This window comes from Amycolatopsis kentuckyensis, assembly GCF_041679295.1.
Taxonomy (GTDB): domain Bacteria; phylum Actinomycetota; class Actinomycetes; order Mycobacteriales; family Pseudonocardiaceae; genus Amycolatopsis; species Amycolatopsis kentuckyensis_A.
On sequence record NZ_JBGDMD010000015.1, the window covers coordinates 64,722 to 90,783 of the forward strand.

The 26,062-nt window shown below is 70.6% G+C and carries 31 protein-coding genes and 1 pseudogene; 20 read left to right on the forward strand and 12 right to left on the reverse strand.

Annotated elements, in window-relative coordinates; all coding sequences use genetic code 11:
• The first annotated feature begins 22 nt into the window (after positions 1-22).
• Positions 23-340, forward strand: a complete 318-nt coding sequence (locus ACERZO_RS44530; RefSeq protein WP_372672031.1) for a DUF6223 family protein — start codon at positions 23-25, stop codon at positions 338-340.
• A gap of 16 nt (positions 341-356) precedes the next feature.
• Here the strand turns inward: ACERZO_RS44530 and ACERZO_RS44535 are convergent, their stop codons facing one another.
• The 3 genes from ACERZO_RS44535 to ACERZO_RS44545 are packed head-to-tail and all read right to left on the reverse strand — an operon-like array spanning position 357 to position 1,184.
• Positions 357-530, reverse strand: a complete 174-nt coding sequence (locus ACERZO_RS44535) for a hypothetical protein (RefSeq protein ID WP_372672032.1) — start codon at positions 528-530, stop codon at positions 357-359.
• A 19-nt stretch (positions 531-549) separates the two neighbouring features.
• Entirely contained in the window at positions 550-813 is a 264-nt protein-coding gene (locus tag ACERZO_RS44540) for a hypothetical protein (protein WP_372672033.1), read from the reverse strand.
• Complete coding sequence (locus tag ACERZO_RS44545) at positions 777-1,184, reverse strand: oxidoreductase (RefSeq protein WP_372672034.1); 408 nt, start codon at positions 1,182-1,184, stop codon at positions 777-779. The genes ACERZO_RS44540 and ACERZO_RS44545 overlap by 37 nt, the downstream gene beginning before the upstream one ends.
• Before the next feature lie 64 nt (positions 1,185-1,248).
• Between ACERZO_RS44545 and ACERZO_RS44550 the strand changes: the two genes are divergently transcribed.
• Positions 1,249-2,100, forward strand: coding sequence for a sigma-70 family RNA polymerase sigma factor (locus tag ACERZO_RS44550; RefSeq protein WP_372672035.1), 852 nt, complete (start codon positions 1,249-1,251; stop codon positions 2,098-2,100).
• Here the strand turns inward: ACERZO_RS44550 and ACERZO_RS44555 are convergent.
• A complete protein-coding gene (locus ACERZO_RS44555; RefSeq protein ID WP_372672036.1) occupies positions 2,084-2,677 on the reverse strand; it encodes a dihydrofolate reductase family protein in 594 nt (197 codons plus the stop codon). The two genes, ACERZO_RS44550 and ACERZO_RS44555, sit on opposite strands and share 17 nt — an antisense overlap.
• Positions 2,678-2,868: 191 nt before the next feature.
• On the opposite strand from ACERZO_RS44555, the gene ACERZO_RS44560 reads away from it, so the two are divergent.
• The 3 genes from ACERZO_RS44560 to ACERZO_RS44570 all read left to right on the forward strand — a co-directional run bounded on the left by ACERZO_RS44560 (position 2,869) and on the right by ACERZO_RS44570 (position 5,490).
• On the forward strand, positions 2,869-3,687 hold the full coding sequence (locus tag ACERZO_RS44560) for a class I SAM-dependent methyltransferase (RefSeq protein WP_372672037.1): 819 nt from the start codon (positions 2,869-2,871) through the stop codon (positions 3,685-3,687).
• A gap of 10 nt (positions 3,688-3,697) precedes the next feature.
• On the forward strand, positions 3,698-4,309 hold the full coding sequence (locus ACERZO_RS44565; RefSeq protein WP_372672038.1) for a TetR/AcrR family transcriptional regulator: 612 nt from the start codon (positions 3,698-3,700) through the stop codon (positions 4,307-4,309).
• Between the two features lie 281 nt (positions 4,310-4,590).
• Positions 4,591-5,490, forward strand: a complete 900-nt coding sequence (locus tag ACERZO_RS44570; RefSeq protein ID WP_372672039.1) for a LysR family transcriptional regulator — start codon at positions 4,591-4,593, stop codon at positions 5,488-5,490.
• A gap of 26 nt (positions 5,491-5,516) precedes the next feature.
• Here ACERZO_RS44570 and ACERZO_RS44575 read toward each other — a convergent pair whose 3' ends face one another.
• A complete protein-coding gene (locus ACERZO_RS44575) occupies positions 5,517-6,515 on the reverse strand; it encodes a GlxA family transcriptional regulator (RefSeq protein ID WP_372672040.1) in 999 nt (332 codons plus the stop codon).
• 71 nt (positions 6,516-6,586) lie between these two features.
• Between ACERZO_RS44575 and ACERZO_RS44580 the strand changes: the two genes are divergently transcribed.
• Complete coding sequence (locus tag ACERZO_RS44580; RefSeq protein WP_372672041.1) at positions 6,587-7,363, forward strand: NAD(P)H-dependent oxidoreductase; 777 nt, start codon at positions 6,587-6,589, stop codon at positions 7,361-7,363.
• Here the strand turns inward: ACERZO_RS44580 and ACERZO_RS44585 are convergent.
• Positions 7,347-8,087 carry an SDR family NAD(P)-dependent oxidoreductase gene (locus ACERZO_RS44585; protein ID WP_372672042.1) on the reverse strand — a complete coding sequence of 247 codons (741 nt, stop codon included), beginning with the start codon at positions 8,085-8,087 and terminating at the stop codon, positions 7,347-7,349. The two genes, ACERZO_RS44580 and ACERZO_RS44585, sit on opposite strands and share 17 nt — an antisense overlap.
• Positions 8,084-8,935, reverse strand: coding sequence for an NAD(P)-dependent oxidoreductase (locus ACERZO_RS44590; protein ID WP_372672043.1), 852 nt, complete (start codon positions 8,933-8,935; stop codon positions 8,084-8,086). The genes ACERZO_RS44585 and ACERZO_RS44590 overlap by 4 nt, the downstream gene beginning before the upstream one ends.
• Before the next feature lie 82 nt (positions 8,936-9,017).
• On the opposite strand from ACERZO_RS44590, the gene ACERZO_RS44595 reads away from it, so the two are divergent.
• Positions 9,018-9,383 carry a winged helix-turn-helix transcriptional regulator gene (locus ACERZO_RS44595; RefSeq protein WP_372672044.1) on the forward strand — a complete coding sequence of 122 codons (366 nt, stop codon included), beginning with the start codon at positions 9,018-9,020 and terminating at the stop codon, positions 9,381-9,383.
• Here ACERZO_RS44595 and ACERZO_RS44600 read toward each other — a convergent pair.
• Positions 9,349-10,539: an FAD-dependent monooxygenase gene (locus tag ACERZO_RS44600; RefSeq protein WP_372672045.1), complete on the reverse strand. Its 1,191-nt coding sequence runs from the start codon at positions 10,537-10,539 to the stop codon at positions 9,349-9,351. The genes ACERZO_RS44595 and ACERZO_RS44600 overlap by 35 nt on opposite strands.
• A gap of 73 nt (positions 10,540-10,612) precedes the next feature.
• Between ACERZO_RS44600 and ACERZO_RS44605 the strand changes: the two genes are divergently transcribed.
• Positions 10,613-11,188 (forward strand): TetR/AcrR family transcriptional regulator, encoded by a 576-nt coding sequence (locus tag ACERZO_RS44605; RefSeq protein ID WP_372672046.1) that lies wholly within the window; start codon positions 10,613-10,615, stop codon positions 11,186-11,188.
• Here ACERZO_RS44605 and ACERZO_RS44610 read toward each other — a convergent pair.
• Entirely contained in the window at positions 11,178-11,738 is a 561-nt protein-coding gene (locus tag ACERZO_RS44610; RefSeq protein ID WP_372672047.1) for a flavodoxin family protein, read from the reverse strand. The genes ACERZO_RS44605 and ACERZO_RS44610 overlap by 11 nt on opposite strands.
• A 78-nt stretch (positions 11,739-11,816) precedes the next feature.
• Here ACERZO_RS44610 and ACERZO_RS44615 point away from each other — a divergent pair, with 78 nt between their 5' ends.
• The 7 genes from ACERZO_RS44615 (at position 11,817) to ACERZO_RS44645 (ending at position 17,642) form a co-directional block, all read left to right on the forward strand.
• Entirely contained in the window at positions 11,817-12,233 is a 417-nt protein-coding gene (locus ACERZO_RS44615) for a MarR family winged helix-turn-helix transcriptional regulator (RefSeq protein ID WP_372672048.1), read from the forward strand.
• Between the two features lie 31 nt (positions 12,234-12,264).
• Positions 12,265-13,056, forward strand: coding sequence for an SRPBCC family protein (locus ACERZO_RS44620; protein ID WP_372672049.1), 792 nt, complete (start codon positions 12,265-12,267; stop codon positions 13,054-13,056).
• A gap of 35 nt (positions 13,057-13,091) precedes the next feature.
• A complete protein-coding gene (locus ACERZO_RS44625) occupies positions 13,092-14,195 on the forward strand; it encodes a sensor histidine kinase (protein WP_372672050.1) in 1,104 nt (367 codons plus the stop codon).
• Entirely contained in the window at positions 14,195-14,842 is a 648-nt protein-coding gene (locus tag ACERZO_RS44630; RefSeq protein WP_372672051.1) for a response regulator, read from the forward strand. The genes ACERZO_RS44625 and ACERZO_RS44630 overlap by 1 nt, the downstream gene beginning before the upstream one ends.
• An 88-nt stretch (positions 14,843-14,930) precedes the next feature.
• On the forward strand, positions 14,931-15,614 hold the full coding sequence (locus ACERZO_RS44635; protein ID WP_372672052.1) for a hypothetical protein: 684 nt from the start codon (positions 14,931-14,933) through the stop codon (positions 15,612-15,614).
• 175 nt (positions 15,615-15,789) lie between these two features.
• The gene (locus tag ACERZO_RS44640) at positions 15,790-17,427 is read left to right on the forward strand and encodes an acyl-CoA carboxylase subunit beta (protein ID WP_372672053.1); all 1,638 of its coding nucleotides are present in this window, start codon (positions 15,790-15,792) and stop codon (positions 17,425-17,427) included.
• The gene (locus ACERZO_RS44645; RefSeq protein WP_372672054.1) at positions 17,424-17,642 is read left to right on the forward strand and encodes an acyl-CoA carboxylase subunit epsilon; all 219 of its coding nucleotides are present in this window, start codon (positions 17,424-17,426) and stop codon (positions 17,640-17,642) included. Before ACERZO_RS44640 ends, ACERZO_RS44645 begins: the two co-directional genes overlap by 4 nt.
• Here the strand turns inward: ACERZO_RS44645 and ACERZO_RS44650 are convergent.
• The 3 genes from ACERZO_RS44650 to ACERZO_RS44660 all read right to left on the reverse strand — a co-directional run bounded on the left by ACERZO_RS44650 (position 17,639) and on the right by ACERZO_RS44660 (position 20,444).
• The gene (locus ACERZO_RS44650; protein ID WP_372672055.1) at positions 17,639-19,018 is read right to left on the reverse strand and encodes a hypothetical protein; all 1,380 of its coding nucleotides are present in this window, start codon (positions 19,016-19,018) and stop codon (positions 17,639-17,641) included. The two genes, ACERZO_RS44645 and ACERZO_RS44650, sit on opposite strands and share 4 nt — an antisense overlap.
• 70 nt (positions 19,019-19,088) lie before the next feature.
• Positions 19,089-19,541, reverse strand: coding sequence for a MarR family winged helix-turn-helix transcriptional regulator (locus ACERZO_RS44655; protein ID WP_372672056.1), 453 nt, complete (start codon positions 19,539-19,541; stop codon positions 19,089-19,091).
• A 9-nt stretch (positions 19,542-19,550) separates the two neighbouring features.
• A complete protein-coding gene (locus tag ACERZO_RS44660; protein ID WP_372672057.1) occupies positions 19,551-20,444 on the reverse strand; it encodes an LLM class flavin-dependent oxidoreductase in 894 nt (297 codons plus the stop codon).
• Between the two features lie 165 nt (positions 20,445-20,609).
• On the opposite strand from ACERZO_RS44660, the pseudogene ACERZO_RS44665 reads away from it, so the two are divergent.
• The 5 genes and pseudogenes from ACERZO_RS44665 to ACERZO_RS44685 form a co-directional block, all read left to right on the forward strand.
• A pseudogene (locus tag ACERZO_RS44665) lies at positions 20,610-20,864 on the forward strand (TROVE domain-containing protein); the annotation flags it as partial.
• Positions 20,865-21,452: 588 nt separating this feature from the next.
• Complete coding sequence (locus ACERZO_RS44670) at positions 21,453-22,079, forward strand: PadR family transcriptional regulator (protein WP_372672058.1); 627 nt, start codon at positions 21,453-21,455, stop codon at positions 22,077-22,079.
• On the forward strand, positions 22,060-23,673 hold the full coding sequence (locus ACERZO_RS44675) for a DHA2 family efflux MFS transporter permease subunit (RefSeq protein ID WP_372672059.1): 1,614 nt from the start codon (positions 22,060-22,062) through the stop codon (positions 23,671-23,673). The genes ACERZO_RS44670 and ACERZO_RS44675 overlap by 20 nt, the downstream gene beginning before the upstream one ends.
• Before the next feature lie 305 nt (positions 23,674-23,978).
• On the forward strand, positions 23,979-24,608 hold the full coding sequence (locus tag ACERZO_RS44680; protein ID WP_372672060.1) for a Maf family protein: 630 nt from the start codon (positions 23,979-23,981) through the stop codon (positions 24,606-24,608).
• A gap of 99 nt (positions 24,609-24,707) precedes the next feature.
• Positions 24,708-26,060: a dicarboxylate/amino acid:cation symporter gene (locus tag ACERZO_RS44685; RefSeq protein WP_372672061.1), complete on the forward strand. Its 1,353-nt coding sequence runs from the start codon at positions 24,708-24,710 to the stop codon at positions 26,058-26,060.
• Positions 26,061-26,062: the final 2 nt, after the last annotated feature.

A 26,062-nucleotide genomic window follows, 5' to 3' on the forward strand; every position in this document is an offset into this window, starting at 1 on the left:
ACACCGAAGATGGGAGTACGCCATGACCCTTGCCGCTGTCAGTACTTACGCCCTTACGCCAGGGCGCGTGTGGTCCGTGGTCGCCGCGGTGGTGGGAGTGGCCGGCGTCGTCGCCGGCGTGCTGGCCATGACCCGCGGCCGCGGAGCCGTCGTCGCGCTGGGCACGGGGATCGCCGGCGCGGCCGGCGGCGGGATCGTCGTCGCCATGGCCAAGGGCGGTCCCGGCACCGGGTACGGGATCGTCGGGGGCTGGGCGGCCCTGGTGATCGGGCTGGCCGCCGCCGCGCTGGGCGGCCTGGCACTGGCTCGCTCGCGCGGTTTTGTCGGTGGTCGCCGCTAGCCTCGAGGCGACCGCTCTACCGGGACACCGCGGCCGCCTGCTCGACGTAACCGGCGGCCCCACCGCCGTAGTAGGTCGCGGGATCCCCCGCATCCAGCGGCAGCCCGAGCGCGAACCGCGTCACGAGGTCGGGGTTCGCCACGAAGTGCCGGGCGTACGACACCGCGTCCGCGATCCCGGCCGCAACCACAGCATCCCCCGAGTCGCGATCAAAACCGTTGTTCACGATCAGCGAGCCGCGAAACAGCCGCCGATACATCGAGTGAAGCCACCAGCTCGTCGTACTCGGCGCGCACCGGTTCGTCCACAGTGAACAGTCCGCCGGCCCACCACGGCGAAAGCCATACCCCGACGGCGATCCCGGCCGCGCGCACAGCGTCGACGACGTCCAGCAGCAGTTTGCGCCGCGACCGGCCGTAGGCGTCGGTTCGGCGGTTCAGCCGTGGGTGCAGGAACTGCGCGAGCAGGTACACGCCGTTGGCGCGTCCTGGATTTCGGCCGCGCTCAGCTCGCGCGGGGTCACGGTCGGCTGCCGGCCCGAGGCGGTGTACACGGTTTCCTCCGGATCGACCGCCGACGGCCCGGCCGGCCGCTCGCCGAGGAAGTCCGGGTGGGACACCGCGCCGGTGTGCCACAGCTGCGCCACGATCCGGGCGCCGAGCGCGTGCACGACGTCGGTGACCGGCCGCCACCCGGCGACCTGGTCGTCGGTGTACAACCCGGGAACGCCCTGGAAGCCGACGGCCCGTTCGCTCACCCAGGTGCCCTCGGTGACGATCAGCCCGGCGCCGGCGCGCTGCGCGTAGTAGGCGGCCTGCAGGTCGACGGGGGTCAGCAAGGTCATCGGTCACCTCTGGTCGCCGGGATTCGTCGGGAGTGCGACGGTGGGTGCGGGCGAAAGGTGACCGATGGACGAGCTGGCCGGGGAGTTCGAGGCCGAACGCGGCAGGCTGCGCGGGCTGGCGTTCCGGATGCTCGGCTCACTGACCGAGGCCGACGACGCCGTCCAGGAGGCCTGGCTGCGCCTGAACCGCGTGGACTCGGTCGACAACCTGGCGGCCTGGCTGACGACGGTCGTCTCCCGCGTCTGCCTCGACGTCCTGCGTTCGCGGAAGGCCCGTCGCGAGGACCCGTTCGAGGTCCTGCCGGAGCCGGCGGGCGACGCGGACCCGGCCGCCGAGGTCGAGCTGGCCGATTCGGTGGGCCGCGCGCTCCTCGTCGTGCTCGACGCGCTGGGCCCGGCCGAGCGGATCGCGTTCGTGCTGCACGACCTGTTCGCGGTGCCGTTCGAGCGGATCGCGCCGGTGCTGGACCGCACGCCGGTCGCGGCGAAGAAGCTCGCGAGCCGTGCGCGGCAGCGGGTCCGGGGCACGTCCCCGCTGCCCCCTGCCGACCTGGCGAGGCACCGCCGGGTGGTCGACGCGTTCCTCGCCGCGGCCCGCGGGGGCGACCTCGACGAGCTCCTGGAGGTGCTGGCCCCCGACGTCGTCCGCCGCGCCGACGCGGCCGCGTTGCCGGTCGGAGCGGCCCTCGAAGTGCGCGGGGCGCGGAGGGTCGCCGAGGAGACGCAGGTGTTCGGGAAACGGGCTCACTTCGCCGAAGCGGCCCTGGTGGACGGCGCGGTCGGCGTCGTCGTGGCCCCGTGCGGCCGGCTGCTGCTCGCGCTCGCCGTGGCGGTCGAAGGCGAGCGGGTGGCGGCGTACGAAGTGGTCGCCGATCCCGCCCGCCTGGCCGCGCTGCACGTCACGCTCCTCGCGTGACCCGGTAGGTCAGGTGCGTCACGCCGGTGCCCTCGACGACCTCGGGGCCGGTCAGCGTGATGGTGGCGTCGAGGTTGTCGAAGAACCGGACGCCTTCGCCGAGCAGCACCGGGATCAGGTCGACCTGGATGCCGTCGAGCAGCCCGAGGTTGAGGCACTGCTGCGCGATCGTCGTGCTGGCGACGGCGACGTTCTTGTCGCCGGCGACCTTCTTGGCCTGCTCGACGGCGCTTTCGAGGCCGTCGGTGACGAACGTGAACGGCGCGTCGGGGTGCGGCCAGTCCGCGGGCTCCTCGTGGGTGACGACGAAGACCGGCACGCCCATCGGGTGCGCGCCGCCCCAGCCCTGGGTCAGGTTGAACAGGCGACGGCCGGTGATCAGCGCCCCGACGTTGGCCATGGCGTCGCGCAGCATCTCGGCGCTGGCTTCGGAGGTCTTGAAGGTCGCCCACTCGACGGCGGTCGGGACCTCGACGTCGCCGTTGCCGAACCACCCGAACAGGTGGTCGATGCGGTCCTCGGAGTCGGCCACGAAGCCGTCGAGGGACATGGACATGTTGGCGATGACGTCGGCCATTGCTAGCTCCTTTGTGCTGGTGGGAGGCGGTTTGCCTCGCTGAAGGGAAGTCTTCCGCCCTTCCCCGGCCGGAAGATCTGCCACCTGGCCGACTTCCCGCTCCGGGGTGGCCGATGCCTTGACAGGTCCTGCGGTTCCCGGGACGATGAACAGGTGTTCATGAACGCGTGTTCACTACGGAGGAGATGGGGATGACCGGGATCGTCAACACCGCGCAGGCCGAGGCGTGGAACGGGTACGAAGGGGAACACTGGGCGTCGCACGCCGATCGGTACGACGCCGTGAACAGCGGGTTCAACGGCTACCTGCTCGACCGGGTCGGCGCCGACGACCGGGTGCTCGACATCGGCTGCGGCAACGGCCAGCTGACGCGGCTGGCGGCGGCCCGGGCCCGGTCAGCGACCGGGGTCGACCTGTCCGGGCCGATGCTGGCGACCGCGCGGGCCCGGGCGGCGGACGTGCCGAACGTGACCTTCGAGCAGGGGGACGTCCAGGTGCACGCGTTCGCCGAAGGCGCGTTCGACCTGGCGGTCAGCCGGTTCGGGGTGATGTTCTTCGCCGACCCGGTGGCGGCGTTCGCCAACGTCCGGCGGGCCCTGAGCCCCGGCGGGCGGCTGGCGTTCCTGTGCCTGACGGCACTGGCGAGCACCGACCTCGGCCGGGTGTTCGGCGCGCTGGCCGAGTACCTGCCCCAGCCGACCGGTCCCGACGGCAGCGGGCCGACGTCGTTCGCGGACCCGGACCACACGACGGCGATCCTGACCGAAGCCGGTTTCTCGGACGTGGTGTGCACCCGCGTCGAGGCCGACCAGGTCTGGGGTCGCGACATCCCGGACGCGGCCCGGTTCATCGGCGACTGGGGCCCGGTCCGCCACCACCTGGCCATGGTCGACGGCGAGACCGCGGCCAAGGCGATCGAGGCCCTGACGGCGACACTGGCGCCGTACGCGGGCCCCGACGCGGTCCGCCTGCGCGGAACGGCGTGGCTGGTCACGGGGAGGAGGCCATGAGGCCCTTACGATGGCGGTGATGTCACCGAGGAAAGCCGCGGCGCAGCGGGACGGCCAGTCGCTGCACGACCTGCTGGTCGAGACCGCCCAGAAGATGATCGCCACGCACGGGACGACCGGGATGACCGTGCGCGAGATCGCGCGCATGGCGGGCGTCGCCGACGGCGTGCTCTACAACCACTTCTCCGACAAGGAGGAGCTGGTGGCCCGGGCCTTGCTGGAGCACGTGCGCACGACGGAAGCGGAACTGGGCGACCTGCCGGTGGCGGGCGAAGGCACCGTCGAGGGGAACCTCCACCGCCACCTGGAGTTCGGGCTGGCGCTGCACAAGGTGATCGTGCCGGCGTTCAGCGGCCTGCTCGGTCAGCCGAGGGTGCTGGAGCGCTTCGCGGAGATCAGCGAGCGATCGGGGTACTGGCGCGACCGCCTGCTGGTGTACCTGAAGGAGGAGCAGGCCCTCGGCAGGCTGCGCCCGGAGTCCGAAGTGGACGCGGCAGCGGCCATGCTGGTCGGCTACTGCCACGCGTCGGTGCTGGCGGCGGTCTTCCCGCACACGGGCCCCCTCGACCCGCCGACACCGGAGTCGGTGGTGCGGGCGATGCTCGAGGGCATCGCGCCGTAGCCCCCGGACCCCGCTCCCCCGGCCCGATCCGGCCGAGCTCTTCGGCCCCGGCTCGCGCCGGTCGCGCCCACCGGACCGGCCACTCGCGTTCGGGCCGCCGACCCGCGCCGTGTCCCAGCGCTCGACGATCCGCCCGTCCCGCACCCGCATCGCGTCCGCCACCACGCTCCTCCGCGGCCGCGACCCACCGTCCGTCCTTTGTGGAGTTCTCGACACCAACCCCACCATCCGCCGAGAAAGAAGGGAAAGACCGATGGACTCTGCCGCGATACCCTCGCGGTATGGACGACGTCGAGGTCCGTGAGCTGCGGTACTTCCGCGCGGTCGCCGAGGAGCTGAACTTCTCCCGCGCCGCCGAGCGGCTCGGGATGGCGCAGCCACCGCTGTCCCGCGCGATCCGGTTGCTGGAGCGGCGGCTGGGCGTCCAGCTCTTCGAACGCACCAGCCGGCACGTCGAGCTGACGCCGGCCGGGAACGTCCTGTTCGCCGAGTCGGCGAAGGCACTCGACGCGGTCACGAACGCCGTCCGGCGCACGCGGCGGGTGGCTCAGCAGCCGCCGGCGCTCGTCGTCACCGCGAAAACCGGTGTGGCCACCGAACTGCTGCGGCGGATCGCCGACGGGTTCCCGGGCCCGGTCGAGATCCGGACCAGCGGGCTCGGCGAGCAGACGAGCGTGCTGCGTGACGGCCGGGCCGACCTGGCCCTGCTCGGCTGCCCGGGCGACCACGGCGACCTGGACGTCGAGGTGCTGTTCACCGAGCCGCGCGTCGCCGCGCTGTCCTTCCGGCACGAGCTGGCCGGCCGGTCGGCGCTGACGTGCGCGGACTTCGCCGGGCGGCCGACGCCGTGCTGGCCGGACACGTCGGCCGCGGACCGGGCCTACTGGTCGGGCCAGGACGTGACCGGCCGCCCGGTCACCCCGGGACCGGTGGTGCGCGACAGCGCTCAGCTGCTGGAGACGGTCGCGCTCGGACAGGCGATCGCCTTGCTGCCGGTGTCGTTCGCGGAGTGGCACCAGCGGGCGGACATCGTCTACCGGCCGGTCACCGACGCGACGCCGTACTCGCTCGCCCTCGCCTGGCCGGCGGGCGCGCGAGACCTGCGGATCGCGCGGTTCGTGCGGACCGCCGTCGAGGTCAGCGAAGCACAGCCCCGACGGGGAGCCGTCCCGGCGGGGTGACCGATCGGCTCACCGGCGGCGGAACTTCAGCCCGCCTGCGCCGCCAGTTCGCCGCGGAACGTCGACCGGTACGCGCTCGGCGACACCCCGAGCGCGGCCTGGAAGTGCTGGCGCAGCGAGGCCGCCGTGCCGAAACCGGCTTCGGCCGCCACGCGGTCGACCGGGAGGTCCGACTCCTCCAGCAGCTGGCGGGCGCGCTCGATCCGTTGCTGCGTCAGCCATTGCAGCGCCGAGATGCCGACCTCCTCGCGGAAGCGGCGGGTGAACGTCCGGGTGCTCATCGCCTCGCGGGCGGCGAGCTCGCGCAGCGTCAACGGGCGGTGCAGGTTCTCCAGCGCCCACGCGCGGGCCGCCTTCGTCGACGACGTGCGCGGCTCCGGCACCGGCCGCCGGACGAACTGGGCCTGGCCGCCTTCGCGGTGCGGGGAGACGACCGTGCCGCGGGCGACCTCGTTGGCGACGGCCGCGCCGTGGTCGTGGCGGATCATGTGCAGCACCAAGTCGATGCCCGACGCGACGCCGGCGGACGTCAGGACGTTGCCGTCGTCGGTGTAGAGGACGCACGGATCGACTTCGACCGCCGGGAACCGGTTCTGGAGCTCGTCGGCGGAGCGCCAGTGGGTGGTCGCGCGGCGGCCGTCGAGGAGGCCGGCCGCGGCGAGCACGAACGCGCCGGTGCAGATCGACGCGATCCGCGCGTCCGCCGGGATGCGGTCCATCGCAGCCGCGAGCGGTGGGGTCAGCACGTGCGCCAAAGGTTCGTATTCGGCCCGGGACGCGGGGACGATCACTGTGTCGGCCTCGGCCAGCACCTCGGGCCCGCGGTCGATCGGGATGGTGAAGTCCGAGTCGGTGCGGACCGGGCCGGGTTCGAGGGCGCAGGTCACGACCTCGTACAGCGGCTCGCCCGACGCCGAGCGCGCCTGCCCGAACAGCCGGTGGACGATGCCCAGCTCCATCACCAGCATGCCGTGCCTGACCAGCACGGCGACGTGGTGACGGTCCGGGTGCGCGAATTCGGCCATGGCTCGATTCTTACACATGTTGGCTATCAGGCCACTCGATCGAACGAGTGGCCGGCCTGACCATCGAGGTCATGAACGTGTTGTGGGTTTTCGCGCATCCCGAGCCACGCTCGCTGAGCAGTGCCCTCCGCGACGACGGCGTCCGGACGCTCCGCGAACTCGGTCACGACGTCTGCGAGTCGGACTTGTACGCGATGAAGTGGAACCCGGTGGTCGACGCGGCCGACTTCGGCGCGGAGGCCGGCGACGAGCGGCTGATCATCGGAGCGACGTCGGCCCGCGCGCACGCGAACGGCGAGCTGAGCCCGGACATCGTGGCGGAGCAGGAGAAACTCGACTGGGCGGACGCGCTCGTCGTGCAGTTCCCGCTGTGGTGGTACGGCCTGCCCGCGATCCTGAAGGGCTGGTTCGACCGCGTGTTCGTGAAGGGTTTCGGCTACGGCGTCCGCGCCGAGGACGGCCGCACGGCACGCTACGGCGAAGGCCGCCTCGCAGGCAAGCGCGCGATGGTGGTGCTCACCGCGGGAGCCCGCGAGCCGGCCATGGGCCCGCGCGGGGTGAACGGCGAGCTGAACGAGGTCCTGTGGCCGCTGCACCACGGAACGCTGTTCTACGCCGGAATGTCAGTCCTGACACCGGTCCCGGTGTACGGCGCCGACCGGCTGCCGGCCGAGCAGTTCGCCGAAGCGAGGGAAAGGCTGCGCACGCGCCTGAGCACGCTGGAGACGGCGCACCCGATCCCGTTCCGCACGCAGAACGGCGGCGACTACGACGACGACCTGGTGCTGCGCCCCGAGCACGCCGCAGGCGCGACGGGCTTGGGAGTTCACCTCAGGCCGGCAGGGTGAGCCGCTGGCCCAAGCCGCCGTCCACTGGCAAGTCCGCTCCCGTTGTGAACGTTGCCTCGAACGCCAAGAACAACACCGCCGCCGCCACTTCCTCGACCGTCGCGTGCCTCTTCAGCGGCGTCACCTCGTCGCCCGCTTGCTTGAACGCCGCCAGTACCGAAGCGGGCACTCCCGTCACGCCCATCGTCGGGGTGTCCGTGTAGCCCGGGCTGACCACGTTCACCCGGATCCCGCGCGGTGCCAGCTCGGCCGCGTACGTCAGCGCGAACGACCTGACCGCCGCCTTCGCCGCCGAATACGGGCCCATCCCTGCTATTCCCGCCCCGGCCGCCACCGAGGTCGTGAACACGAAAGATCCGCCGGGCCGGACCAGCCCCGCCAGCCGTTGGGCCGTGAAGTACGCGCCCTTCGCGTTCACGTCGAACGTGCGGTCGTAGATCTCCGGCGTTGCCTCGGAATACGGCGTCAGTGTGGCGAACCCGACGTTGATGAACACCAGGTCCACCGCCCCGAGCCGGTCGAGAGCGACCGTGGCCAGCGAGTCGATGTCCGCCAGCGACGCAGCGTCCGAGGACACCAGGTGCGCCCCCGGGATGTCCAGGCCCGAGACGTCGCGGCCCGTCGCCAGGACCTCCGCGCCGCCGTCGAGCAACGCGCGCACCACCGCCAGGCCCATTCCGTGCGTGCCGCCCGTGACGACCGCCTTCTTGCCCGAATACCTCACCGGATCTCCTCGATGACGCTCGCGATCGCGTGCGCGCCGTGGCCGGAAGCCACCGCGCGATCGAACAACTCCTGCACCGCCGCGGGTACCGACGCCCCGATGCCCTGCGCGCGGCTCGTCTCCACCAGCAGCCCCAGCCCGGCCGCGTTGATGTCCAACGCCGACACATCCGTTTCGTAATCACCGCTCGCCACCTGCGCACCGATCCCCGGCAGGAATCCTTCGACCGCCGAAAGCCACGACAACGCCATCGGCGTGAACGTCGACGGCGCCACGCCTTCCGTGCCGACCAGCGCCAGCGCGTGCAGGTACCCGGCCATCGTCGACCACATGATGCCCAGCAGCGCCAGGTCGTACAGCGCCGCCAGCCCGGCGTCTTCGCCGAGGAACACCGGCTCCCCCAGCACCGTCAGCACGTCGCGCTGACCGTCGAACGTCGCCGGCGAACCGGAGTACAGAACTCGCGCGGCGGGAGTCCCGATGCCCTGCGGGACGGCCATGATCACGCCGTCCACGTACTCGATACCCGCCGACGACGCCCACGAGGCGGCCGAGCGAGCTTCCGCGGGCGTCCCCGAAGTCAAGTTGACCAGCACCTTCGGCGAGGCCACTTCGAGCACCGGCCGTTGAGTGTCGTATGTGGACAGACAGCTGAGGACGACGTCCGCCGAGGCCACCTCCGCGGGCGACGCCGCGAGACGCGCGCCGCGGTCGAGCAGCGGTCCCGCCTTGAGCGGCGACCGGTTCCACACCACGACGTCGTGGCCCGCCCCCAGCAGCGCTCCGGCGAGGGCGGCGCCCATCCGCCCGAGGCCGAGCACGCCCACCTGTTTCTTGCTTTCTCCCATGGCGATCATGCTGCTGACGCGCTTTACGATGGACAAGTACCGACTAATAAGTCAGGTACCCACCAAAACGTAAGGATCCTGGATGCTGGCGAGAACCTACCGCTGCGGACTGGACGCGGCGATCGACGTGGTCGGCGGCCGCTGGAAGGCGCTGATCCTCTGGGCGCTGCACGCCGAGCCGCTGCGGTTCGGCGAGCTGAAGCGGAAGGTGGCCGGCATCAGCGAGAAGATGCTCATCCAGGCGCTGCGGGAGCTGGAGGCGGACGAAGTCGTGCACCGCGAGGTGTTCCACGAGATCCCGCCGAAGGTCGAGTACTCGCTGACCGAGCTGGGTCAGCGGCTGAACACCGCGCTGCTGCCGCTGGGCGACTGGGGCGAGGAGAACATGACCGGCATCGCGAAGCGCCGCGGCGTCACACCGGCGCCCCCGCATACTCCTTCAGCGTGATCGCGTTGCCCGCCTTGAGCGGCAGCTGCTCGATCACCTTGCGCCACGGCAGGTACGGCAGCAGCCTGTAGTTGAGGTTGCGCAGCCGGATCCAGCCGCGGGTCGGCGGGACGAACCACTTCCCGTTGCCCTGGGCCAGTTTCTGGCACGCGTCGACGAAGCCGCGCATCTCGGTTTCGTACGCGCGGAACGCCATGACGTGGTCGCCCCGAGCCGCCGCCAGCTCGCCCGCCAGCACGTACGCGCCGACGATCGCGAGGCTCGTCCCCATGCCCGAAAGCGGCGAGGCGCAGTACGCGGCGTCGCCGACCAGCGCGACGCGGCCGCGTGAGTACGTGTCGAGCACGATCTGGCTGGCCGAGTCGAAGTAGAAGTCCGGTGCCTCACGGAGAGCGGCGAGCAGCGTGGGCGTCTCCCACCCGACGTCGCCGAACTTCTCCTCGACGATCCGGCGCTGCTGCGCGACGTCGCGGTGGTCGTAGCCGAGCGAGTCCGCGCCGAACCAGAACAGCGCCTTCGCCTCGGCGTTGTCCCGCGCGCTGTAGACGCCGACCGTGCGGTTGGGCTCGTTGTAGAACCGGCCGGCGTGGTCGAGGCCGAGGTGGTTCGGCACCGTGCCAATGGAGACGTAGTAACCGAGGTCGCGGCGGTACCAGGATTCGTCGCCGAACACCAGCGAGCGCACGGCCGAGTGCAGCCCGTCGGCGCCGACGACCAGGTCGAACTCTCGCGGCGCGCCGTTTTCGAACGCGACCGTGACGCCGTCACCGCGCTCGGCGATGCCCGTGATCGAGTCGCCGAAGACGTACTCGACGTCGTCCTTCGTGGCGTCGAACAGGATTCGCGTCAGGTCGCCGCGCAGGATCTCCAGCTCGCCGCTCTGGAAGGACGCCGGCGTCACGGCCAGCGGCCGGTCGGCACCGTCCACATAGGTCACTTCGCCCATCCGGGTCGCCGCCGCTTCGACCTGCGCCAGCAGGCCCATCCGATCGAGGACCCGCAGCGACGCGCCGCGGAAGTCGACCGCGTAGCCGCCGTCGCGCAGGCCGGAGACGCGCTCGACGACGGTCGGCGTGAAGCCGTGGCGGCGCAGCCAGAAGGCAAGGGCGGGGCCGGCCACGCCGGCGCCGGAGATGAGGACTCGTCGGTTCGTCATGCCGAGAACCATAACCGCGATTTGGGCGATCGCGCAAGACGATCGCCTAAGGCGTTCGTGCTAGGCTGTCGGCATGGGCAACAAGGAAGCACTGCTGGCCGGCGCGAAGCGCTGTCTCAACGACAAGGGCTACGCCCGCACGACCGTGCGCGACCTGGCCTCCGCAGCGGACGTCAGCATGGCCGCGATCGGCTACCACTTCGGCTCACGGGAAGCCCTGCTCAACACCGCGCTGATCGAAGCGAACGAAGAGTGGGGTGAGACGCTGGCCAAGGTGCTGCAGGTCGAGACGCCCGCGGGCGCGTCACCCGCCGAGCGGTTCGAGCTGATCTGGCGCCGCGTCATCGAGTCGTTCGAGCAGCACCGCCGGATGTGGGCGGTGAGCATGGAGGCGTACTCCCAGCCGGACCTGGACCCCGAGGTGCGCGCGCAGCTGGCGAACGCACTGGAGCTGGCCCGCTTCGGCCTGGCGAACCTCTTCCAGGGTCTCGACGACGGGAGCGACGAGGCCCGGGCCGTCGGCACCGTGCACCAGGCCCTGCTGTCGGGCGTGATGCTCCAGTGGCTGATCGACCCGGACCGCGCCCCCTCGGGCGCCGACCTGGTGCGCGGCCTGCGCCTGATCGCGCAGGACGTCCTTACGCGGTGACGAGGTCCGCACCGGCGAAGAACGTCGAGGCCGCCGACATCGCGTCGGCGTCGAGGAGCACGTCGCCGGGACGGCTGCCGTTGCCCAGGAGCACCCCGCCCCAGTTCATGGCCAGGTACTCCGCACACAGCTCCAGCGTGCCGATCAGCGGCTGGGCTTCGCGCGCCGTCTCGCTGAGGACACTCACGCCCCACAGCGTCTTGCCGCGCATCTTCGGCTTGAACTCGACCGGCAGCCGCATCCAGCCGGACCAGTAGTCCAGGTAGAGCTTCACGCTCGCCGCGACCGAGTACCAGTACACCGGCGACACGATCACGAGGTCGGTCGCCGCGAAGGTCGCGTCCATCAGCAGCTGCTCGTTCTCGCCGGGCGCCGGGTGCGAGCCGGCGCCGTGGCGGCGGTCCTCGAACGGCGGCAGCGGCAGCTCGGGCAGCCGGAGCCACCGCTGCTCGACGTCGGAGGGCAGCTCCTTCGCCGCCCGCCGGGCCAGCATCTCGGTGTTCCCGCCGGCCCGCGCCGCGCCGACCAGGAAGAGGAAGTTCCGCGTCATCGTAGATCCCCTCAGTTACTTGCATGTACATATAAAGACTGCCCATGGACTATCCTGGCGTCAAGAGGAGGGCGGGAAATGACCGTCGACGAACAGTCCTGGGGCCGCATGCTCGTGCTGCACGCCCGCATCGAGCAGGAACTGGGCAAGGCGCTGCAGCGGCGCCACGGGCTCGGCCTTTCCGAGTACCGCGCGCTCGGCAAGCTGGTCGCGGGCCCGCGCGGCGGCCTGCGGATGCAGGAGCTCGCCGAGGCGATCGGGCTCAACCAGAGCTCGGTCAGCCGGATGTGCGCGCGCCTCGAGGACGCCGGCCTGACCATCCGCGACCTGTGCGAAGACGACCGCCGCGGCGTCTACTCGGTGATCACCGACGCCGGCCGCAAGCGCTACGCCGAAACCGAGCCCACGTACTGCGCGGTGCTGCGGACCTCGCTGGACAAGGCCGCGAGCGACCCGGAGCTCACCGCCGCGGTCGCCGCCGTCCGCGGCGCTTGACCCGTATATGCCTCGGTGGTTATATACAGGCATGCCCGCGAAACTGCTGACCGACGAGGAACGCCCCGCCCTCCGGCTGGAACGCCGGCTGAAGCACGCGCCCGAGCAGGTCTGGCGCGCCATCACCGACCCGGGCGAGCTCGAGCACTGGTTCCCGGCGAAGGTCGACGTCGAGCTGCGGGCCGGCGGCGCCATCCGGTTCACCTTCCCCGGCGAGGACACCTCGACGACCGGCCGGGTCGTCACGGCCGAACCGCCGCGCGAGTTCACCTTCGTCTGGAACGACGACACCCTGCGCTGGCTCATCACCCCGGACGGCGACGGCAGCCTCCTGGAGTTCACGCACACCTTCGGCCGCGGCGAACCGGCGATCGCGAAGCTGGCCGCGGGCCGCACCGCCGCCGGCTGGGACGTCTGCCTCGACGCGCTCGACGCGCGGCTGTCCGGCCGGGACGCCGAGCAGCCGACGGACTGGCACGCCCGGATGGCGTCCTATGTGGACGAATTCGGTCTCGGCTATGGGGAAGTGCTCGGCGACGGGACGATCCGCTTCCGCCGTGATCTGGTCTGGAAGCCGGTGGAGGAAGTCCGCGCGCTGCTGCCGGACGAGCCCGGCTGGCACGTGCTGCAGGATCCCCTCGACGGCACCCGCGTCGAACTCACCGAAGCGGCGGAAGCGGACGTCCCCGCTCAACTGGCGCGGCGGCACGAGCAGCTCGACAAGCTGTTCGCCGCGACGCACGGCGTCGACCTGCCGGACTGGCCGGCCGACCGCGTCGAGGCCGTGAAGAAGCACTACGCGGAGCGTCCGACCCAGGGTTGACGCGGGGCGCGCGCGTGGCGCATTACGTTCGGTCCATGCGAATTCGCGTGGCGCTGGACGCGCTCGCGGTCGTGGTGCTGGCGTTCGGGGCCGGCGGCAACCTCGCCGCCGGGGCGTGGGCGCTGCCGCCGTGGCTGCCCGGCTGGCTGGGCTGGACGATCCTGCTGACGAGCGTCAGCCCGATCCTGCTGCGGCGCTGGTGGCCGCGGCCCGCGTACATCCTCTCCCTCGTGCTGACCGCGGCGGCCATCCCGATCGGCGGGCCGGTGCTCGCGGTCGCCGTCGTCGGGGCCGGGTGCGCGCTCTACACGTTCGTCGTCGCGCGGGGCAGCCGGGCGTCAAGGGTCGGGTTCGTGGCCGGGTTGCTCGCGGTCGGCCTGCTCGGCGTCGCGGTGCCGAACCCGAGCGTCGCCACCACCGTGAACTTCGGGGTGTCGGCGCTGATCGTCGGGTTCGCGCTCGGCATCGCCGTCCACGGCCGTCGCGAATACGCCGCGGCCGAGCGGGAAAACCACGCGCGGGAGGCGGTTTCGGCGGAACGGCTGCGGATCGCGCGCGAGATGCACGACGTCGTCGCGCACAGCATGAGCCTGATCGCGGTGAAGGCGGCGGTCGGCAACCACGTCGCGCTGGAGCAGCCCGCCGAAGCGCGCGAAGCGTTGCGCGTCATCGAAGACACCAGCCGCGAGACCCTGGCCGAGCTGCGGCGGATGCTCGGCGTGCTGCGCGACGGCACCGGCGTCCCGGCCCTGGCGCCCGCCCCGACGCTCGACGACCTGCGCGCGCTCACCGAACGCGCGGAACAGGCGGGTGCTTTGGCCGTCGCCCTCGCCGTCGACGGTCTCGAGGAACTGCCGGGCGGCGTCGGCCAGTCGGTGTACCGGATCGTCCAGGAGGCGCTGACCAACGTGGTCAAGCACGCGAGCGCGGCGACGTGCCACATCCGCGTCACCGGGTCCGACGGCGAGGTGACGATCGAGGTCCGCGACGACGGCCGCGGCGGATCCGCGACGCCGGGCCACGGGCTGATCGGCATGCGCGAGCGCGTGGCGGTCTACGGCGGCGAGTTCTCCGCCGGCCCGGCCGACCCCGGTTTCCGCGTGTTCGCACGGCTCCCCTACGAGACGGCGGTGGCTTGATGACCCGCGTCCTGATCGCCGACGACCAGGCGTTGCTGCGCGGAAGCTTCCGCGTGCTGGTCGACAGCGCACCGGGCCTGGAGGTGGTCGGCGAGGCTTCGGACGGCGTCGAGGCGGTGGCGCTGGCCCGGCGGTTCGCCCCGGACGTCGTGTTGATGGACGTCCGCATGCCGTCGATGGACGGCATCGAGGCGACGCGCCGGATCTGCGCCGGGTCGGAGGTCCGGGTCCTGATGCTGACGACGTTCGACCTGGACGAGTACGTGTACGCGGCGTTGCGCGCGGGGGCGAGCGGGTTCCTGCTGAAGGACACGCGGCCGGCGGACCTGCTGTCGGCGATCTCGATCGTGGCGTCCGGCGAGGCGCTGTTGGCGCCATCGGTGACGCGGCGGCTGGTGGCGGAGTTCGCGCGGCTGCCGACGGGGCCGGTGAAGCGGCTGGAGGGGGTGACGGCGCGGGAGCAGGAGGTACTGGCGTTGATCGCGCGCGGGTTGTCGAACGACGAGATCGCGGCGCGGCTGCACTTGGGGATCGCGACGGTGAAGACCCACATCGGCAGGCTGCTGCACAAGCTGGCGGCGCGGGACCGGGCGCAGCTGGTGATCGCGGCGTACGAGTCGGGATTGATCAGACCCTCGGCGCAGTAACGGGAGTGTTTCCATTCGGCTGTCAGCGGAGTAAATGACGTAACCGCGATCGCGCCGCGGGCGACTCACCGGCACACGAGATATCGAGGTGCCGGCCATGAACATTCCACCGAACAGCGAAACCCTGCGGTCCTACATCGCCAAAACGTACTACGCCTTGCGTTGGGGAATGGCGGGTATCGCCTTCCTGCTCCCCTTTTTCCTGCTCTTCGTCGGCCCGCTGACCGACAGCCTCCCCCAGCCGGACTCGATCAGCGGCTACTACCACACGCCGCTGCGGGACGTGTTCGTCGGCGCCCTGGTCACCACGGGGACCTTCATGGTCCTGTACAAGATTTTCACCCCACTCGAGAACTGGTTGCTGAACGTCGCGGGGGTCAGCGCGGTCCTGGTCGCCATGCTGCCGTGCGCGGTGCCCGACGGCAGGCCGCCCGCCGAGTTCACCTTCCCGGTCGGCCACGCGGTCTTCGCGATCATCACCTTCGTCTGCATCGGCTTGACCGCCATTTTCTGCGCGAACAACACGATCGGCTTGCTCCCGCCGGGTAAACGGAAGGTCTTCCGCATCACGTACCGCACGATCGGCGTGCTGATGATCGTGCTGCCCGCCTTGATCGGCGTTTTCGACTTGGCCGGCTGGGTCAACCTTTTCTGGGTGGAAGCCGCCGGGCTTTGGGTGTTCAGCGCCTACTGGATCGCGAAGACGATCGAATTCGGCATCACGGGCGCGGAACAGGCCGCGATCACGGGAACCCCCGAGCCCGCCCTCTAGCCCAGACCAGGCGAGGTGCCGGCCGTCCCGGGCGCAGCCCGCGCTCCCGACCCCAAGTCGGTGAGCCCTGGCGCAAGCGTTTGCGCCGCGATCGCGCCGCTCCCAGCGTCCGGATCTCCAGGGACGTTGCCTACGCCACACGCGAAGTGACCGGCAAGTAGCTAAGCTCCCGGGAATGAGCAGTGCGACGGAGCCGCTCGGGACGCCGCCCGAGGATGAACCGGACATCCACACCACGGCCGGCAAGCTGGCCGACCTGTATCGCCGTTACGACGAGGCGGTGCACGCCGGCTCGGCCCGTGCGGTGGAGAAGCAGCACGCCAAGGGCAAGAAAACCGCACGGGAACGCATCGAGCTGCTGCTCGACGAGAACTCGTTCGTCGAGCTCGACGAGCTCGCCCGGCACCGCTCGACCAACTTCGGCCAGGAGAAGAACCGGCCCTACGGCGACGGCGTCGTCACCGGCTACGGCACCGTCGACGGCCGCCCGGTCTGCGTCTTCAGCCAGGACGTCACCGTCTTCGGCGGCAGCCTCGGCGAGGTCTACGGCGAGAAGATCGTCAAGGTCATGGACCTGGCGATCAAGACCGGCCGCCCGATCATCGGCATCAACGAGGGCGGCGGCGCGCGCATCCAGGAGGGCGTCGTCTCGCTCGGCCTCTACGGCGAGATCTTCAACCGGAACGTCAAGGCGTCCGGCGTCATCCCGCAGATCTCGCTGATCATGGGCGCCAACGCCGGCGGGCACGTCTACTCCCCCGCGCTGACCGACTTCGTCGTGATGGTCGACGAGACCTCGCAGATGTTCATCACCGGCCCGGACGTCGTCAAGACGGTCACCGGCGAGGACGTCACCTTCGAGGAGCTCGGCGGCGGCCGCACCCACAACACGAAGTCCGGCGTCGCGCACTACCTCGGCAACGACGACGAAGACGCCATCGCCTACGTCAAGGAACTGCTCTCCTACCTGCCGCAGAACAACCTCTCCGACGCGCCGGTGTTCGAGCCCTCGGACGCGCCCGCCGGGTTCTTCGACGACGTGACCGACGCCGACCGCGAGCTCGACACGCTCATCCCGGACTCGCCGAACACGCCGTACGACATGCACGAGGTCATCAACCGCGTGGTCGACGACGGCGAGTTCCTCGAGGTCCACGAGCTCTTCGCGCCGAACATCATCGTCGGCTTCGGCCGCGTCGACGGCCAGAGCGTCGGCGTCGTCGCCAACCAGCCGACGCAGTTCGCCGGCTGCCTCGACATCGACGCCTCCGAGAAGGCCGCGCGGTTCGTCCGCACCTGCGACGCGTTCAACATCCCGGTGCTCACCTTCGTCGACGTCCCGGGCTTCCTCCCGGGCACCGACCAGGAGTGGAACGGCATCATCCGCCGCGGCGCGAAGCTGATCTACGCCTACGCCGAAGCCACGGTCCCGCTGGTCACGATCATCACGCGCAAGGCGTACGGCGGCGCGTACGACGTCATGGGCTCCAAGCACCTCGGCGCCGACATCAACCTGGCGTGGCCGACCGCGCAGGTCGCGGTGATGGGCGCCCAGGGCGCGGCGAACATCGTGCACCGCAAGACGCTCGCCAACGCGGCGAACGAGGGCAAGGACGTCGACGCCCTCCGCGCACAGCTGATCCAGGAGTACGAGGACACGCTGCTCAACCCGTACGCGGCGGCCGAGCGCGGCTACGTCGACTCGGTGATCGTGCCGGCGCACACCCGCGGCCACGTCGCGCGGGCGCTGTCGCTGCTGCGCAACAAGCGCGAGTCGCTGCCGCCCAAGAAGCACGGGAACATCCCGCTGTGAGCGAGGAAAGCAAGCCCCTGCTGCGGGTGGTCCGCGGGAACCCGAGCGACGCCGAACTGGCGGCGCTGACGGCGGTCGTCGCCGCGGCGTCGGTCGCGAAGGCGCCGGAGAAGCCGAAGCCGCGTACGTCGTGGTGGGGCGATCACGCTGCTTCGCTGCGTAGACCGCTCCACCCCGGCGAAGGTGCTTGGCGCGCTTCGGGCTTCCCCAGCTAGCTCACGGTGACGGCGGTGTCGTCGACGACGAAGGACGTCTGCAGCTGTGAGCCTTCTACGCCGCTGAAGCTGAGCGTCACGGACTGGCCCGCGTACGCGGACAACGAGAAGCTTCGCTGCTGATACCCGCTGGCCGCATTGAGGTTGCTGTACGTCGCCAACGCAGTGCTGCCCGCCTTCACGGTCAGCTTGTCGTACGCGGTCGTGCCCGTCTCCGCCGTGTCGATGTGCAGCCAGAACGAGAACGTGTACGCCGCACACCCGCTCGGCAGCGTCACGGTCTGGCTCACGGTGTCCGTGTGCGCCGAGCCGTAGCCGTCGAGCCAGGCGCTCCACGTCCCGGTGCGGGCGGGTTCGTCGGTGCCGTGCTGGCCGATCACGCCCGAGGACGCCGTCCACGTCGTCGCGCCCGACTCGAAGCCCGGGTTGCCGAGCAGCTGCCCGGCGGTGCAGGTACCAGGCGGCGTGGTGGTGCCGCTGCCCGCGAGCCACGCGGTCGCGTTGAGGCCAAGGGCCGCGTTGTCGGCCGTCGAGTCCGTCCAGCCGTTGTAGAGCGTGTTGCCGGACTGGCCGGTGCCGTCGTCGATCGTCGAGCTGTCGCCCCAGATCGCGACGCGGCCGGAGCCGAACGTGCTCGTCACGAAGAAGGCGTTGGAGTTCCCCGGCGACGACGTGCTCAGGTACGCGAGGCCCTTGACGTTCGGGTTGTCGGCCGGCTTGAGGGTGAACGTCGTGCCGTTGGCGATCAAGCTGTGCTTGACCGTGCCGAACGCGCCGTTGAGCACGGGGTTCGTGGTGTCGCTGATGGCCACCGGGTGGTCGCTGGAGATGTTCTTCAGGTCGACCGAAAAGCCGAACGGATCGGTGTTGTCGACGCCGTTGTTCGTCATCAGGTCGTTGATGATCTCCGGGGAGTCCCAGCCGTCGTTGTTGCGGTCGCTGCCGGTGTGGTCGGAGATGAGGAACAAGCCACCGCCGTTCTGGACGAACCGCATGACGGCGGACTTTTCGGCCGCGCTCAGCACGACGTTCGGTTCGGGCAGCACGAATTCGTCGAAGTTCTGGAGGTCGAGCGCGCCGCCCGTGCCGTAGGTGATGGTGTTGCCGGCCGGCAGCGTCTTGACGCTGTACTGCCCGGTCTTCTGCAGCGCGACACCCCACGCCGAGAGCGCGCCGGTCCAGTCGGTTTCCTTCTGCGGCGCGGAGTTCTGCGCCGTCGGGTCGGGCTGGGACGTGCCGACGATCCAGTCGGCGTTGCCGGCGGTCTCGGCTTTGGTGTTGTCGAACAGAACGCGGTGCACGGCTGCGGCGTGCGCGGGAGGGGCGAGGAATCCGGCGAAAAGGGCAGCGACGGCGAACGGGATGAGGCGCTTCATGGTGCTCCTCGGCGGCAGGGAAACCGGGCGCTCCCACTGTCACCCGGCGACGGTCCGACGAAAGTCGGGATCAGATGACGTCGAGGAAAACAGTCGGAACCTCGTTGTCCCGCACCACCCGGCCCAGCAGCGCCGCGAGCCGGTCACGGTCCGATGCGGGCAGGCCGGCCGCCAGTTCGTCCACGCGCCGGCACGTCGCCGCGTAGAACTCCTCCGCCAGGTCGCGCCCCTCCCCCGTCAGCACCACGTGCACCGCGCGGCGGTCGTCCGGGTCGGGCTCGCGGCGGACGAGCCCGCGCCGGACCGCGCGGTCGACCAGGCCCGTCAGGCTGGATTTCTCCAGGCCGAGCGTCGCGCCGAGGTCGCCCATGCCGTACGGCCGGCCCATCAGCACGCACAGCAGCTGCCCCTGCTGGACGGTCAGCCCGTACTCGCGGGCCGACTCGGCGTAGACGGCGTTCACCAGGAACGACGCCCGCACGAGCCCGGCCACCACGCCGAGGTCCTCCCCGTGTTTCCCCATCGCACCAGCCTACTTCGCGACGGCTTCCCGCACGGCGGGCACGATCTCGCCGGCCCAGCGCGCGGCCGACACCGCGTCGGGCGTGCTGCCGCCGGGACCGAAGAGGACGAACCCGGCGGCGTCGTGCTCCACGACCGCACCGGTCAGCTCCTCGATCCACTGGTCCGGCGAGCCACCGATCCAACGTCCGTCTTCGGTGCGGGTCTTCGGCAGCGGCGCGTCGGTGATGCGGCCGGGGAAGTTGTAGACGGTGGCGATGTCGGCGGGATCGCGCCCGGCGTCGACGGCGGCCTTGTCGATCAGCGGCCGCGAGGTGCGGAAGCGCTCGCTGAGCCAGTCGGCGGCGTGCCCGGGCATCCACCCGTCGGCGACCCGCCCGGTGACGGCGAGCGACTTCGGCCCGACGGACCCGGTCCACACCGGCGGTACCGCTTCATTTGCCGGTGCCAGGTCGGTGACCTGGTGGAACTCGCCGTCGAAGGTGACGGGGTCGCCGCCTCCGCCGAGCATTTTGACGAGCCGGATGCCCTCTTCGAAGGCCCGGACGGCCTGACCGGGGGTCAGCTTGGTGAACCCGAGCCGCGCGATGTCGTCCCAGAGGCCGCCGACGCCCATCCCGAGCACGATCCGCCCGCCGGTGAGCGCGGACAGGCTGGTGATGGTGCGCGCGAGCATCGGCGCCGGGCGCGTCGGCAGGTTGGTGACGCTGACCAGGCCGGAGATCCGTTCGGTACGCCCGAGCAGAACGCCGATTTCGGCGTACGCGTCGAGCCGGTCGGCGTGGTAGGGGTGATCGGAGACGGTGAGCAGGTCCAAGCCGGCGCGATCGACCTGGACGCCGAGGTCCAGGGTGCTCGGGACGGCGGCGACCGCGGTGGAGACGCCGATGCCGAAGTGCGTCATGATTCCTCCCAGTGGTAGTTCGTGCTGCGAACTGACTATACATAGTTCTTAGCACGAACTAACGCCCGCTCGCCAGATGGCCAGCCGGATATTCGGTTTCGCCCAGGCGCCGCGGCGGCTGACGTTGCTCTCGCCCGGTGCGCAGGCGAGAAATCAGGGGGAGAAATGAGCAAGTTCAACACCGCACGCGCGCCCGCCGCGACTTCACCCGTCCGCAGCGACGCGCCCGGGGTCACCCACGAGGGTGGCGCCGGTTAAGCGCGCGACACGCGGTACACCGCGCTCGTCCGCGCCGCGACGCTCGAGGATCCACAGTGGACCGCTCGGTTCCTGCGCTGGCTGCGCTCCGGGGCGAACCTGCGGACCGCGTCGCTCGTCGGTGCGGCCGAGTTCGCCAAGGCCCGCCTCGACGCCGGGCTCGTCGTCGGTGACCGCATCCCGGCTCCGCTCACCGCCTCCTGCTTCGGCACCGAGGGCGACGCCTGGGACGGCTACTTCGTCGGGGCGATGCTCGGAGATGGCGGCATGACATCCGTGACGCCCCGAGTTCCACGGCGATCCCGAATACGGCGGTTTCATGCGCGATTACGCCGGCAAGCACGGCTGCGGGGTCCGCGAGTACCCGAACGGCAAGGCCGTGCGGATGCGGTTTCCGTTCAAGCGGTGGCAACGCAACCCGCTGACCGACGTGCTGCGCGCCTACGAGATCTGGGGGAAGCGGGTGGAAGTCAAGGCGTTCCCGGAACGCCAAGCAGACATACCACGCGTCGCGGCACGTGTTCGGCGGCCTGACCGACCAGGGCTTCCGGATGATTCCCCTGCTCGAGGCGGGGACGAACGCCGACTGGCCGTTCTGAGAGAAGCCGCGGAGGCCCCCATGACGGGATCATGGGGGCCTCCGCGCTGTGTACGGACCGTCACAGGATTGGCCGTGGACCGGACACTGGCCTGCGCCGTATAGTCCACGTGGAATAAACGACCTGGAGTCATCCGAAGGGACCAATGATCATGGCCTCGGCCAAGCTGACCCCGCTCGGTCTCGCCGTGCTGGAGCTGCTCCACGAGAAGCCCATGCACCCGTACGAGATGGCGTCACTGATGCGGGAGCGGTACGTGAGCATCCGCGTCAACGTGAAGGCCGGGTCGCTCTACCACACCGTGGAACGCCTGCAGCGCAGTGGTTTCATCGAGGTCGTCGACACCCAGCGCGACGGCAGGCGGCCCGAACGGACCGTCTACGGCATGACGCAGGCCGGCCTGGACGAGTTCAGCCAGCGCGGCCGCGAACTGCTCGGCGACCTCGTCGAAGAGTTCCCCGCGTACCTGTCCGGGCTCGCCGTGATCGACGAGCTCGGCAAGGAGACGTCGCTGATCGAGCTCGAACACCGGATCATGCGGCTGCGCGCGGCCGTCGCGGCCGACCAGGCCGTGTTCGAGCGCCTCGCCGAGGACCAGACGCCGCCGATCTATTGGCTCGACTGGCGGTACAAGTGCGACCAGCGGAAGTTCGAGCTCGAGTGGACCGAGCGCCTGCACGAAGACCTCGCGTCCGGACGGATCCCGTTCCAGGACTGCGAACAACCGAAACTCACGCTCATCACCCGGGAAGACGACGATGAACGCAAGACAAGCTAACCCCTGGGCGGCGCTCGGCGCGCTGTGCCTCGGCTTCTTCATGATCCTGCTCGACACGACCATCGTGTCGATCGCGATCCCGACCATGCTGCGCGAGCTGAACGCCGGGCTGAACTCCGTCGTCTGGGTGATCAGCGTCTACCTGCTCACCTACGCCGTGCCGATGCTGTTCACCAGCCGGCTCGGCGACCGCTTCGGCCCGAAGCGGGTGTTCCTCGCCGGGCTGGTCGTGTTCACCGGCGCGTCGCTGTGGTGCGGCCTGTCCGGCAACGTCGAAATGCTCATCGCGGCGCGTGCGGTGCAGGGGCTCGGCGCCGCGCTGATGACGCCGCAGACGCTGGCGTTCATCACGCACCTGTTCCCGCCGGCCAAGCGCGGCCCGGCGATGGGCATGTGGGGCGGCGTCGCCGGCCTGGCGACGATCGCCGGCCCGCTGCTGGGCGGCGTGCTCGTCGACCACTTCGGCTGGGAATGGATCTTCTACGTGAACGTGCCGATCGGCGTGATCGCCATCGGGATGACGCTGGTCCTGGTGCCGGACTGGCAGCCGAAGCACTCGCACTCGTTCGACCTGCTGGGCATCTTCCTCTCCAGCGCGGCGCTGCTCTGCATCGTGTTCGGCGTCCAGAACGGGCAGCAGTACGACTGGGGCACGGTCTTCGGCGGGATCACGGTGTTCGAGATCATCGGCGCCGGCGTGCTGCTGCTGATCGCGTTCCTGGTGTGGCAGAAGTACAACAAGCGCGAGCCGCTGCTGCCGCTGCAGGTGTTCGCGAACCGCAACTTCTCCGCGGGCACGCTGACGGCGACGACCGTCGGCTTCGCGATGACCGGCATGTTCCTGCCGCTGGTGATCTACATCCAGTCGGTGCTCGGGCTGACCCCGACGATGGCGGGCCTGCTGACCGCGCCGATGTCGCTGCTGTCGGGGATCGTGGCGCCGTTCGTCGGGAACCTGTCCGACAAGGTGAACGGCAAGTACCTGGTGATGTTCGGCCTGGCGGCGCTGGCGGCCGGGCTGGGGATCATCGCGCTGCAGGCGTCGCCGGACAGCAGCCCGTGGAGCTTCGTCCCGGCGCTGCTGGTGTGCGGCCTGGGGATCGGCTGCATCTTCTCGCCGATGAGCAACATGACGATGGGCTCGGTGGAACCCCGGCTGGCCGGGACGGCGTCGGGCATCTTCAACACGTCCCGCCAGGTCGGCGGCGTGCTCGGGTCCGCGGCGATCGGCGTGCTGCTGCAGGCGCAGGTCAGTTCGTCGATCGCGGACGAAGCGGCGAAGGCGGCGACGCAGCTGCCGGAGCAGTACCGGGCGCCGTTCGCCGAAGGGATCGCGAAGGCCGCGGCGAGCACCGGCGAGTTCGGGTCGGCCGGCGGGCCGTCGCCGATGCCCGGGCTGCCGGCCGAAGTCGCAGCGCAGGCCGGCAAGCTGGCCACCGATGCGGTCCACAGTGGACTCACGGACGCGGCCCGTGTGACGATGCTGCTGCCGATGGTCGTGCTGCTGCTCGGGGTCATCTCGGCCGCGATGCTCCGGCGGGTCAAGCCGCGCTGGGCGACCCCGGCGCCGGCCCCCGAGGTCGCCGCGGCGTAAACCGGGCGAGCCTCCGGTGGTCGGGTACCGGAGGCTCGCACGGACCGCGGGAGCGGTGGTTCTAGCGCGCGGTCTTCGGCGTCGACGCCGCGTCCGCACGGAGGGTCTCGCGCCCCTTCGGAGTCCGGAGCCTGGCCCACCACAGCGGCTGCGACCTGGTGGCTGACGTGGCCGTCACCCGTACGGTCATCGGTCACCTCCGAGCATCCCGGTGCCATATGTTGCGAGCAACAACAAACTAACTCCGTTGCGGAGTGGCGCCGGTCACAATTCGGTCACGACGGGCGCCCGGGTACGTTCACCCCGTGCAGTTCGTCCTCGCCTCCCAGTCCCCCGCCCGCCTCGCCCTGCTGCGTTCCGCGGGCCTCGATCCGGCCGTGTTCGTCTCCGGCGTCGACGAGGACGCCGTCGCGGCTTCGCTGACCGACCCGTCGCCGTCGGAGCTGGTCGCCGCGCTCGCGGCGGCCAAGGCCGAAGCGGTCATCGACCAGGTCGCCGCGGTCCACCCGGACGCCGTCGTCGTCGCCTGCGACTCGATGCTGCACATCGGCGGGCGGATGGTCGGCAAACCGGCCGATCCGGACACCGCGCGGCAGCGCTGGGCCGCGATGGCCGGGTCATCCGGTGAACTCCTCACCGGGCACGCGATCGTCCGGCTCGACGGCGGGACGCGCGCGAAGGAGACCAGCGGCTGGGAATCGACCACCGTGCGGTTCGGCACGCCCAGCCCCGAGGAGATCGACGCCTACGTCGCCACCGGCGAGCCGCTGCACGTGGCCGGCGGCTTCACGATCGACGGCTTGGGCGGCTGGTTCGTCGACGGGCTCGACGGCGGTCACACGAGCGTCATCGGCCTCAGCCTGCCGCTGACGCGCCGGCTGCTCGCCGAGGTCGGCGTGAGTGTCGTGGATCTCTGGCGACGTTCCGCATCCTGAGAAAGGCGCCACACGAACGGGTGATCCGGAAGAGTCCTGCCTTGCCTAACGTTCTTTTGACGAGGCAAGACAGGAAATTTCGAGCACCGGAGTAGCCCCGTGTCTTTCGTACGGACATACACCAAGCCGCGGGTGTTCGCGGCCGCGGTTCTCGGCTCCCTCGTCGTCGGCGCCCTGCTCGGCGTCGTCGCGCGGCAGACCGAGGCCGGCTGGCTGACCGATCTCCTCGACCAGATCGGCACCATCTTCACCACGCTGCTGCAGATCGCGGTGATCCCGCTGGTCTTCACGGCGATCGTGGTCGGCATCAACAGCCTGCGGAAGCTCGGTGGCGGCCGCACCGCCGCCCGCCTCGGCGGCAAGACGGTCCTGTGGTTCGCGATCACGTCGTTCATCGCTTCGCTGATCGGCATCGCCGTGGGCCGGATCTTCAACCCCGGCGCGGGCGGGCTCGGCGGCGTCACGGCGACCGCCAAGAACGCCGACAAGGCCGCGGCCAGCGTCGACCACTGGGGCTCGTGGAGCGCCTTCGTGAACGGCCTGCTGCCGGAGAACTTCATGAAAGCGTTCGCCGACGGCGAGACGCTGCAGGTGCTGTTCCTCGCGCTGGTGATCGGCGCGGCCGCGTACAGCCTGGGTGACAAGGCGAAGCCGTTCGTGGACTTCACGACGAGCGTGTTCGAGATCATCCAGCGTTACCTCGGCTGGATCGTCCGGCTGGCCCCGATCGGCATCATCGGCCTGATCGGCGCGGCCGTCTCCAACTACGGCGACGCACTGTTCCGCCCGCTCTTCTCGACGACGCTCGCGGTCTACGTCGGCTGCCTGCTCGTGCTGTTCGTCGTCTACCCGATCCTGCTGCAGTTCGTGGCGAAGGTCAGCCCGCTGAAGTTCTTCGCGAAGGCCGGCACGGCGATCCAGTTCGCGTTCGCTTCGCAGTCTTCGGCCGCGACGCTGCCGCTGACCCGCCAGTCCGCGGTGAACCTCGGCGTCCAGCCTGCGTACGCGGCGTTCGCGACCCCGCTCGGCAGCGCGACGAAGATGGACGGCTGCGCGGCGGTCTTCCCGGCGATCGCGGCGATCTTCGTCGCGAACATCGCCGGGGTGTCGCTGAACTTCTGGCAGTACGCCGGCATCGTGGTGGTCGCCGTGGTCGGCGCGCTGGCGACGGCCGGGACCACCGGCTGGCTGACGGCGTTCACGCTGACGACGTCGTTCATCGGCCTCGACGCGAAGCAGGTGGCGATCGGCCTGGCGCTGATCTACTCGGTCAACCCGATCATGGACATGATGCGCACGGCGACGAACGTGGCCGGCCAGATCGTGGTCCCGACGATCGTGGCGCGCGGCGAGGGCCTCCTCGACGACGAGGTCCTCAACGCGCCGACCGACCGCCCGCAAACCACCGACGACGGCTCGGCGGCGCGGCACACGGAACCCGCCCCCGCCTGACC

What these genes read in the sequence shown, in the direction of transcription:
- ACERZO_RS44530 (WP_372672031.1), top strand. Translation starts at nt 23, where the DNA reads ATGACCCTTGCCGCTGTCAGTACTTACGCCCTTACGCCAGGGCGCGTG.
- ACERZO_RS44550 (WP_372672035.1), top strand. Translation starts at nt 1,249, where the DNA reads ATGGACGAGCTGGCCGGGGAGTTCGAGGCCGAACGCGGCAGGCTGCGC.
- ACERZO_RS44660 (WP_372672057.1), bottom strand. Translation starts at nt 20,444, where the DNA reads ATGACGCACTTCGGCATCGGCGTCTCCACCGCGGTCGCCGCCGTCCCG.
- ACERZO_RS44565 (WP_372672038.1), top strand. Translation starts at nt 3,698, where the DNA reads ATGGCGGTGATGTCACCGAGGAAAGCCGCGGCGCAGCGGGACGGCCAG.
- ACERZO_RS44575 (WP_372672040.1), bottom strand. Translation starts at nt 6,515, where the DNA reads ATGGCCGAATTCGCGCACCCGGACCGTCACCACGTCGCCGTGCTGGTC.
- ACERZO_RS44670 (WP_372672058.1), top strand. Translation starts at nt 21,453, where the DNA reads ATGGCCTCGGCCAAGCTGACCCCGCTCGGTCTCGCCGTGCTGGAGCTG.
- ACERZO_RS44625 (WP_372672050.1), top strand. Translation starts at nt 13,092, where the DNA reads ATGCGAATTCGCGTGGCGCTGGACGCGCTCGCGGTCGTGGTGCTGGCG.
- ACERZO_RS44595 (WP_372672044.1), top strand. Translation starts at nt 9,018, where the DNA reads ATGCTGGCGAGAACCTACCGCTGCGGACTGGACGCGGCGATCGACGTG.
- ACERZO_RS44655 (WP_372672056.1), bottom strand. Translation starts at nt 19,541, where the DNA reads ATGGGGAAACACGGGGAGGACCTCGGCGTGGTGGCCGGGCTCGTGCGG.
- ACERZO_RS44640 (WP_372672053.1), top strand. Translation starts at nt 15,790, where the DNA reads ATGAGCAGTGCGACGGAGCCGCTCGGGACGCCGCCCGAGGATGAACCG.
- ACERZO_RS44555 (WP_372672036.1), bottom strand. Translation starts at nt 2,677, where the DNA reads ATGGCCGACGTCATCGCCAACATGTCCATGTCCCTCGACGGCTTCGTG.
- ACERZO_RS44620 (WP_372672049.1), top strand. Translation starts at nt 12,265, where the DNA reads ATGCCCGCGAAACTGCTGACCGACGAGGAACGCCCCGCCCTCCGGCTG.
- ACERZO_RS44590 (WP_372672043.1), bottom strand. Translation starts at nt 8,935, where the DNA reads ATGGGAGAAAGCAAGAAACAGGTGGGCGTGCTCGGCCTCGGGCGGATG.
- ACERZO_RS44580 (WP_372672041.1), top strand. Translation starts at nt 6,587, where the DNA reads ATGAACGTGTTGTGGGTTTTCGCGCATCCCGAGCCACGCTCGCTGAGC.
- ACERZO_RS44675 (WP_372672059.1), top strand. Translation starts at nt 22,060, where the DNA reads ATGAACGCAAGACAAGCTAACCCCTGGGCGGCGCTCGGCGCGCTGTGC.
- ACERZO_RS44570 (WP_372672039.1), top strand. Translation starts at nt 4,591, where the DNA reads ATGGACGACGTCGAGGTCCGTGAGCTGCGGTACTTCCGCGCGGTCGCC.
- ACERZO_RS44650 (WP_372672055.1), bottom strand. Translation starts at nt 19,018, where the DNA reads ATGAAGCGCCTCATCCCGTTCGCCGTCGCTGCCCTTTTCGCCGGATTC.
- ACERZO_RS44600 (WP_372672045.1), bottom strand. Translation starts at nt 10,539, where the DNA reads ATGACGAACCGACGAGTCCTCATCTCCGGCGCCGGCGTGGCCGGCCCC.
- ACERZO_RS44630 (WP_372672051.1), top strand. Translation starts at nt 14,195, where the DNA reads ATGACCCGCGTCCTGATCGCCGACGACCAGGCGTTGCTGCGCGGAAGC.
- ACERZO_RS44610 (WP_372672047.1), bottom strand. Translation starts at nt 11,738, where the DNA reads ATGACGCGGAACTTCCTCTTCCTGGTCGGCGCGGCGCGGGCCGGCGGG.
- ACERZO_RS44545 (WP_372672034.1), bottom strand. Translation starts at nt 1,184, where the DNA reads ATGACCTTGCTGACCCCCGTCGACCTGCAGGCCGCCTACTACGCGCAG.
- ACERZO_RS44560 (WP_372672037.1), top strand. Translation starts at nt 2,869, where the DNA reads ATGACCGGGATCGTCAACACCGCGCAGGCCGAGGCGTGGAACGGGTAC.
- ACERZO_RS44615 (WP_372672048.1), top strand. Translation starts at nt 11,817, where the DNA reads ATGACCGTCGACGAACAGTCCTGGGGCCGCATGCTCGTGCTGCACGCC.
- ACERZO_RS44605 (WP_372672046.1), top strand. Translation starts at nt 10,613, where the DNA reads ATGGGCAACAAGGAAGCACTGCTGGCCGGCGCGAAGCGCTGTCTCAAC.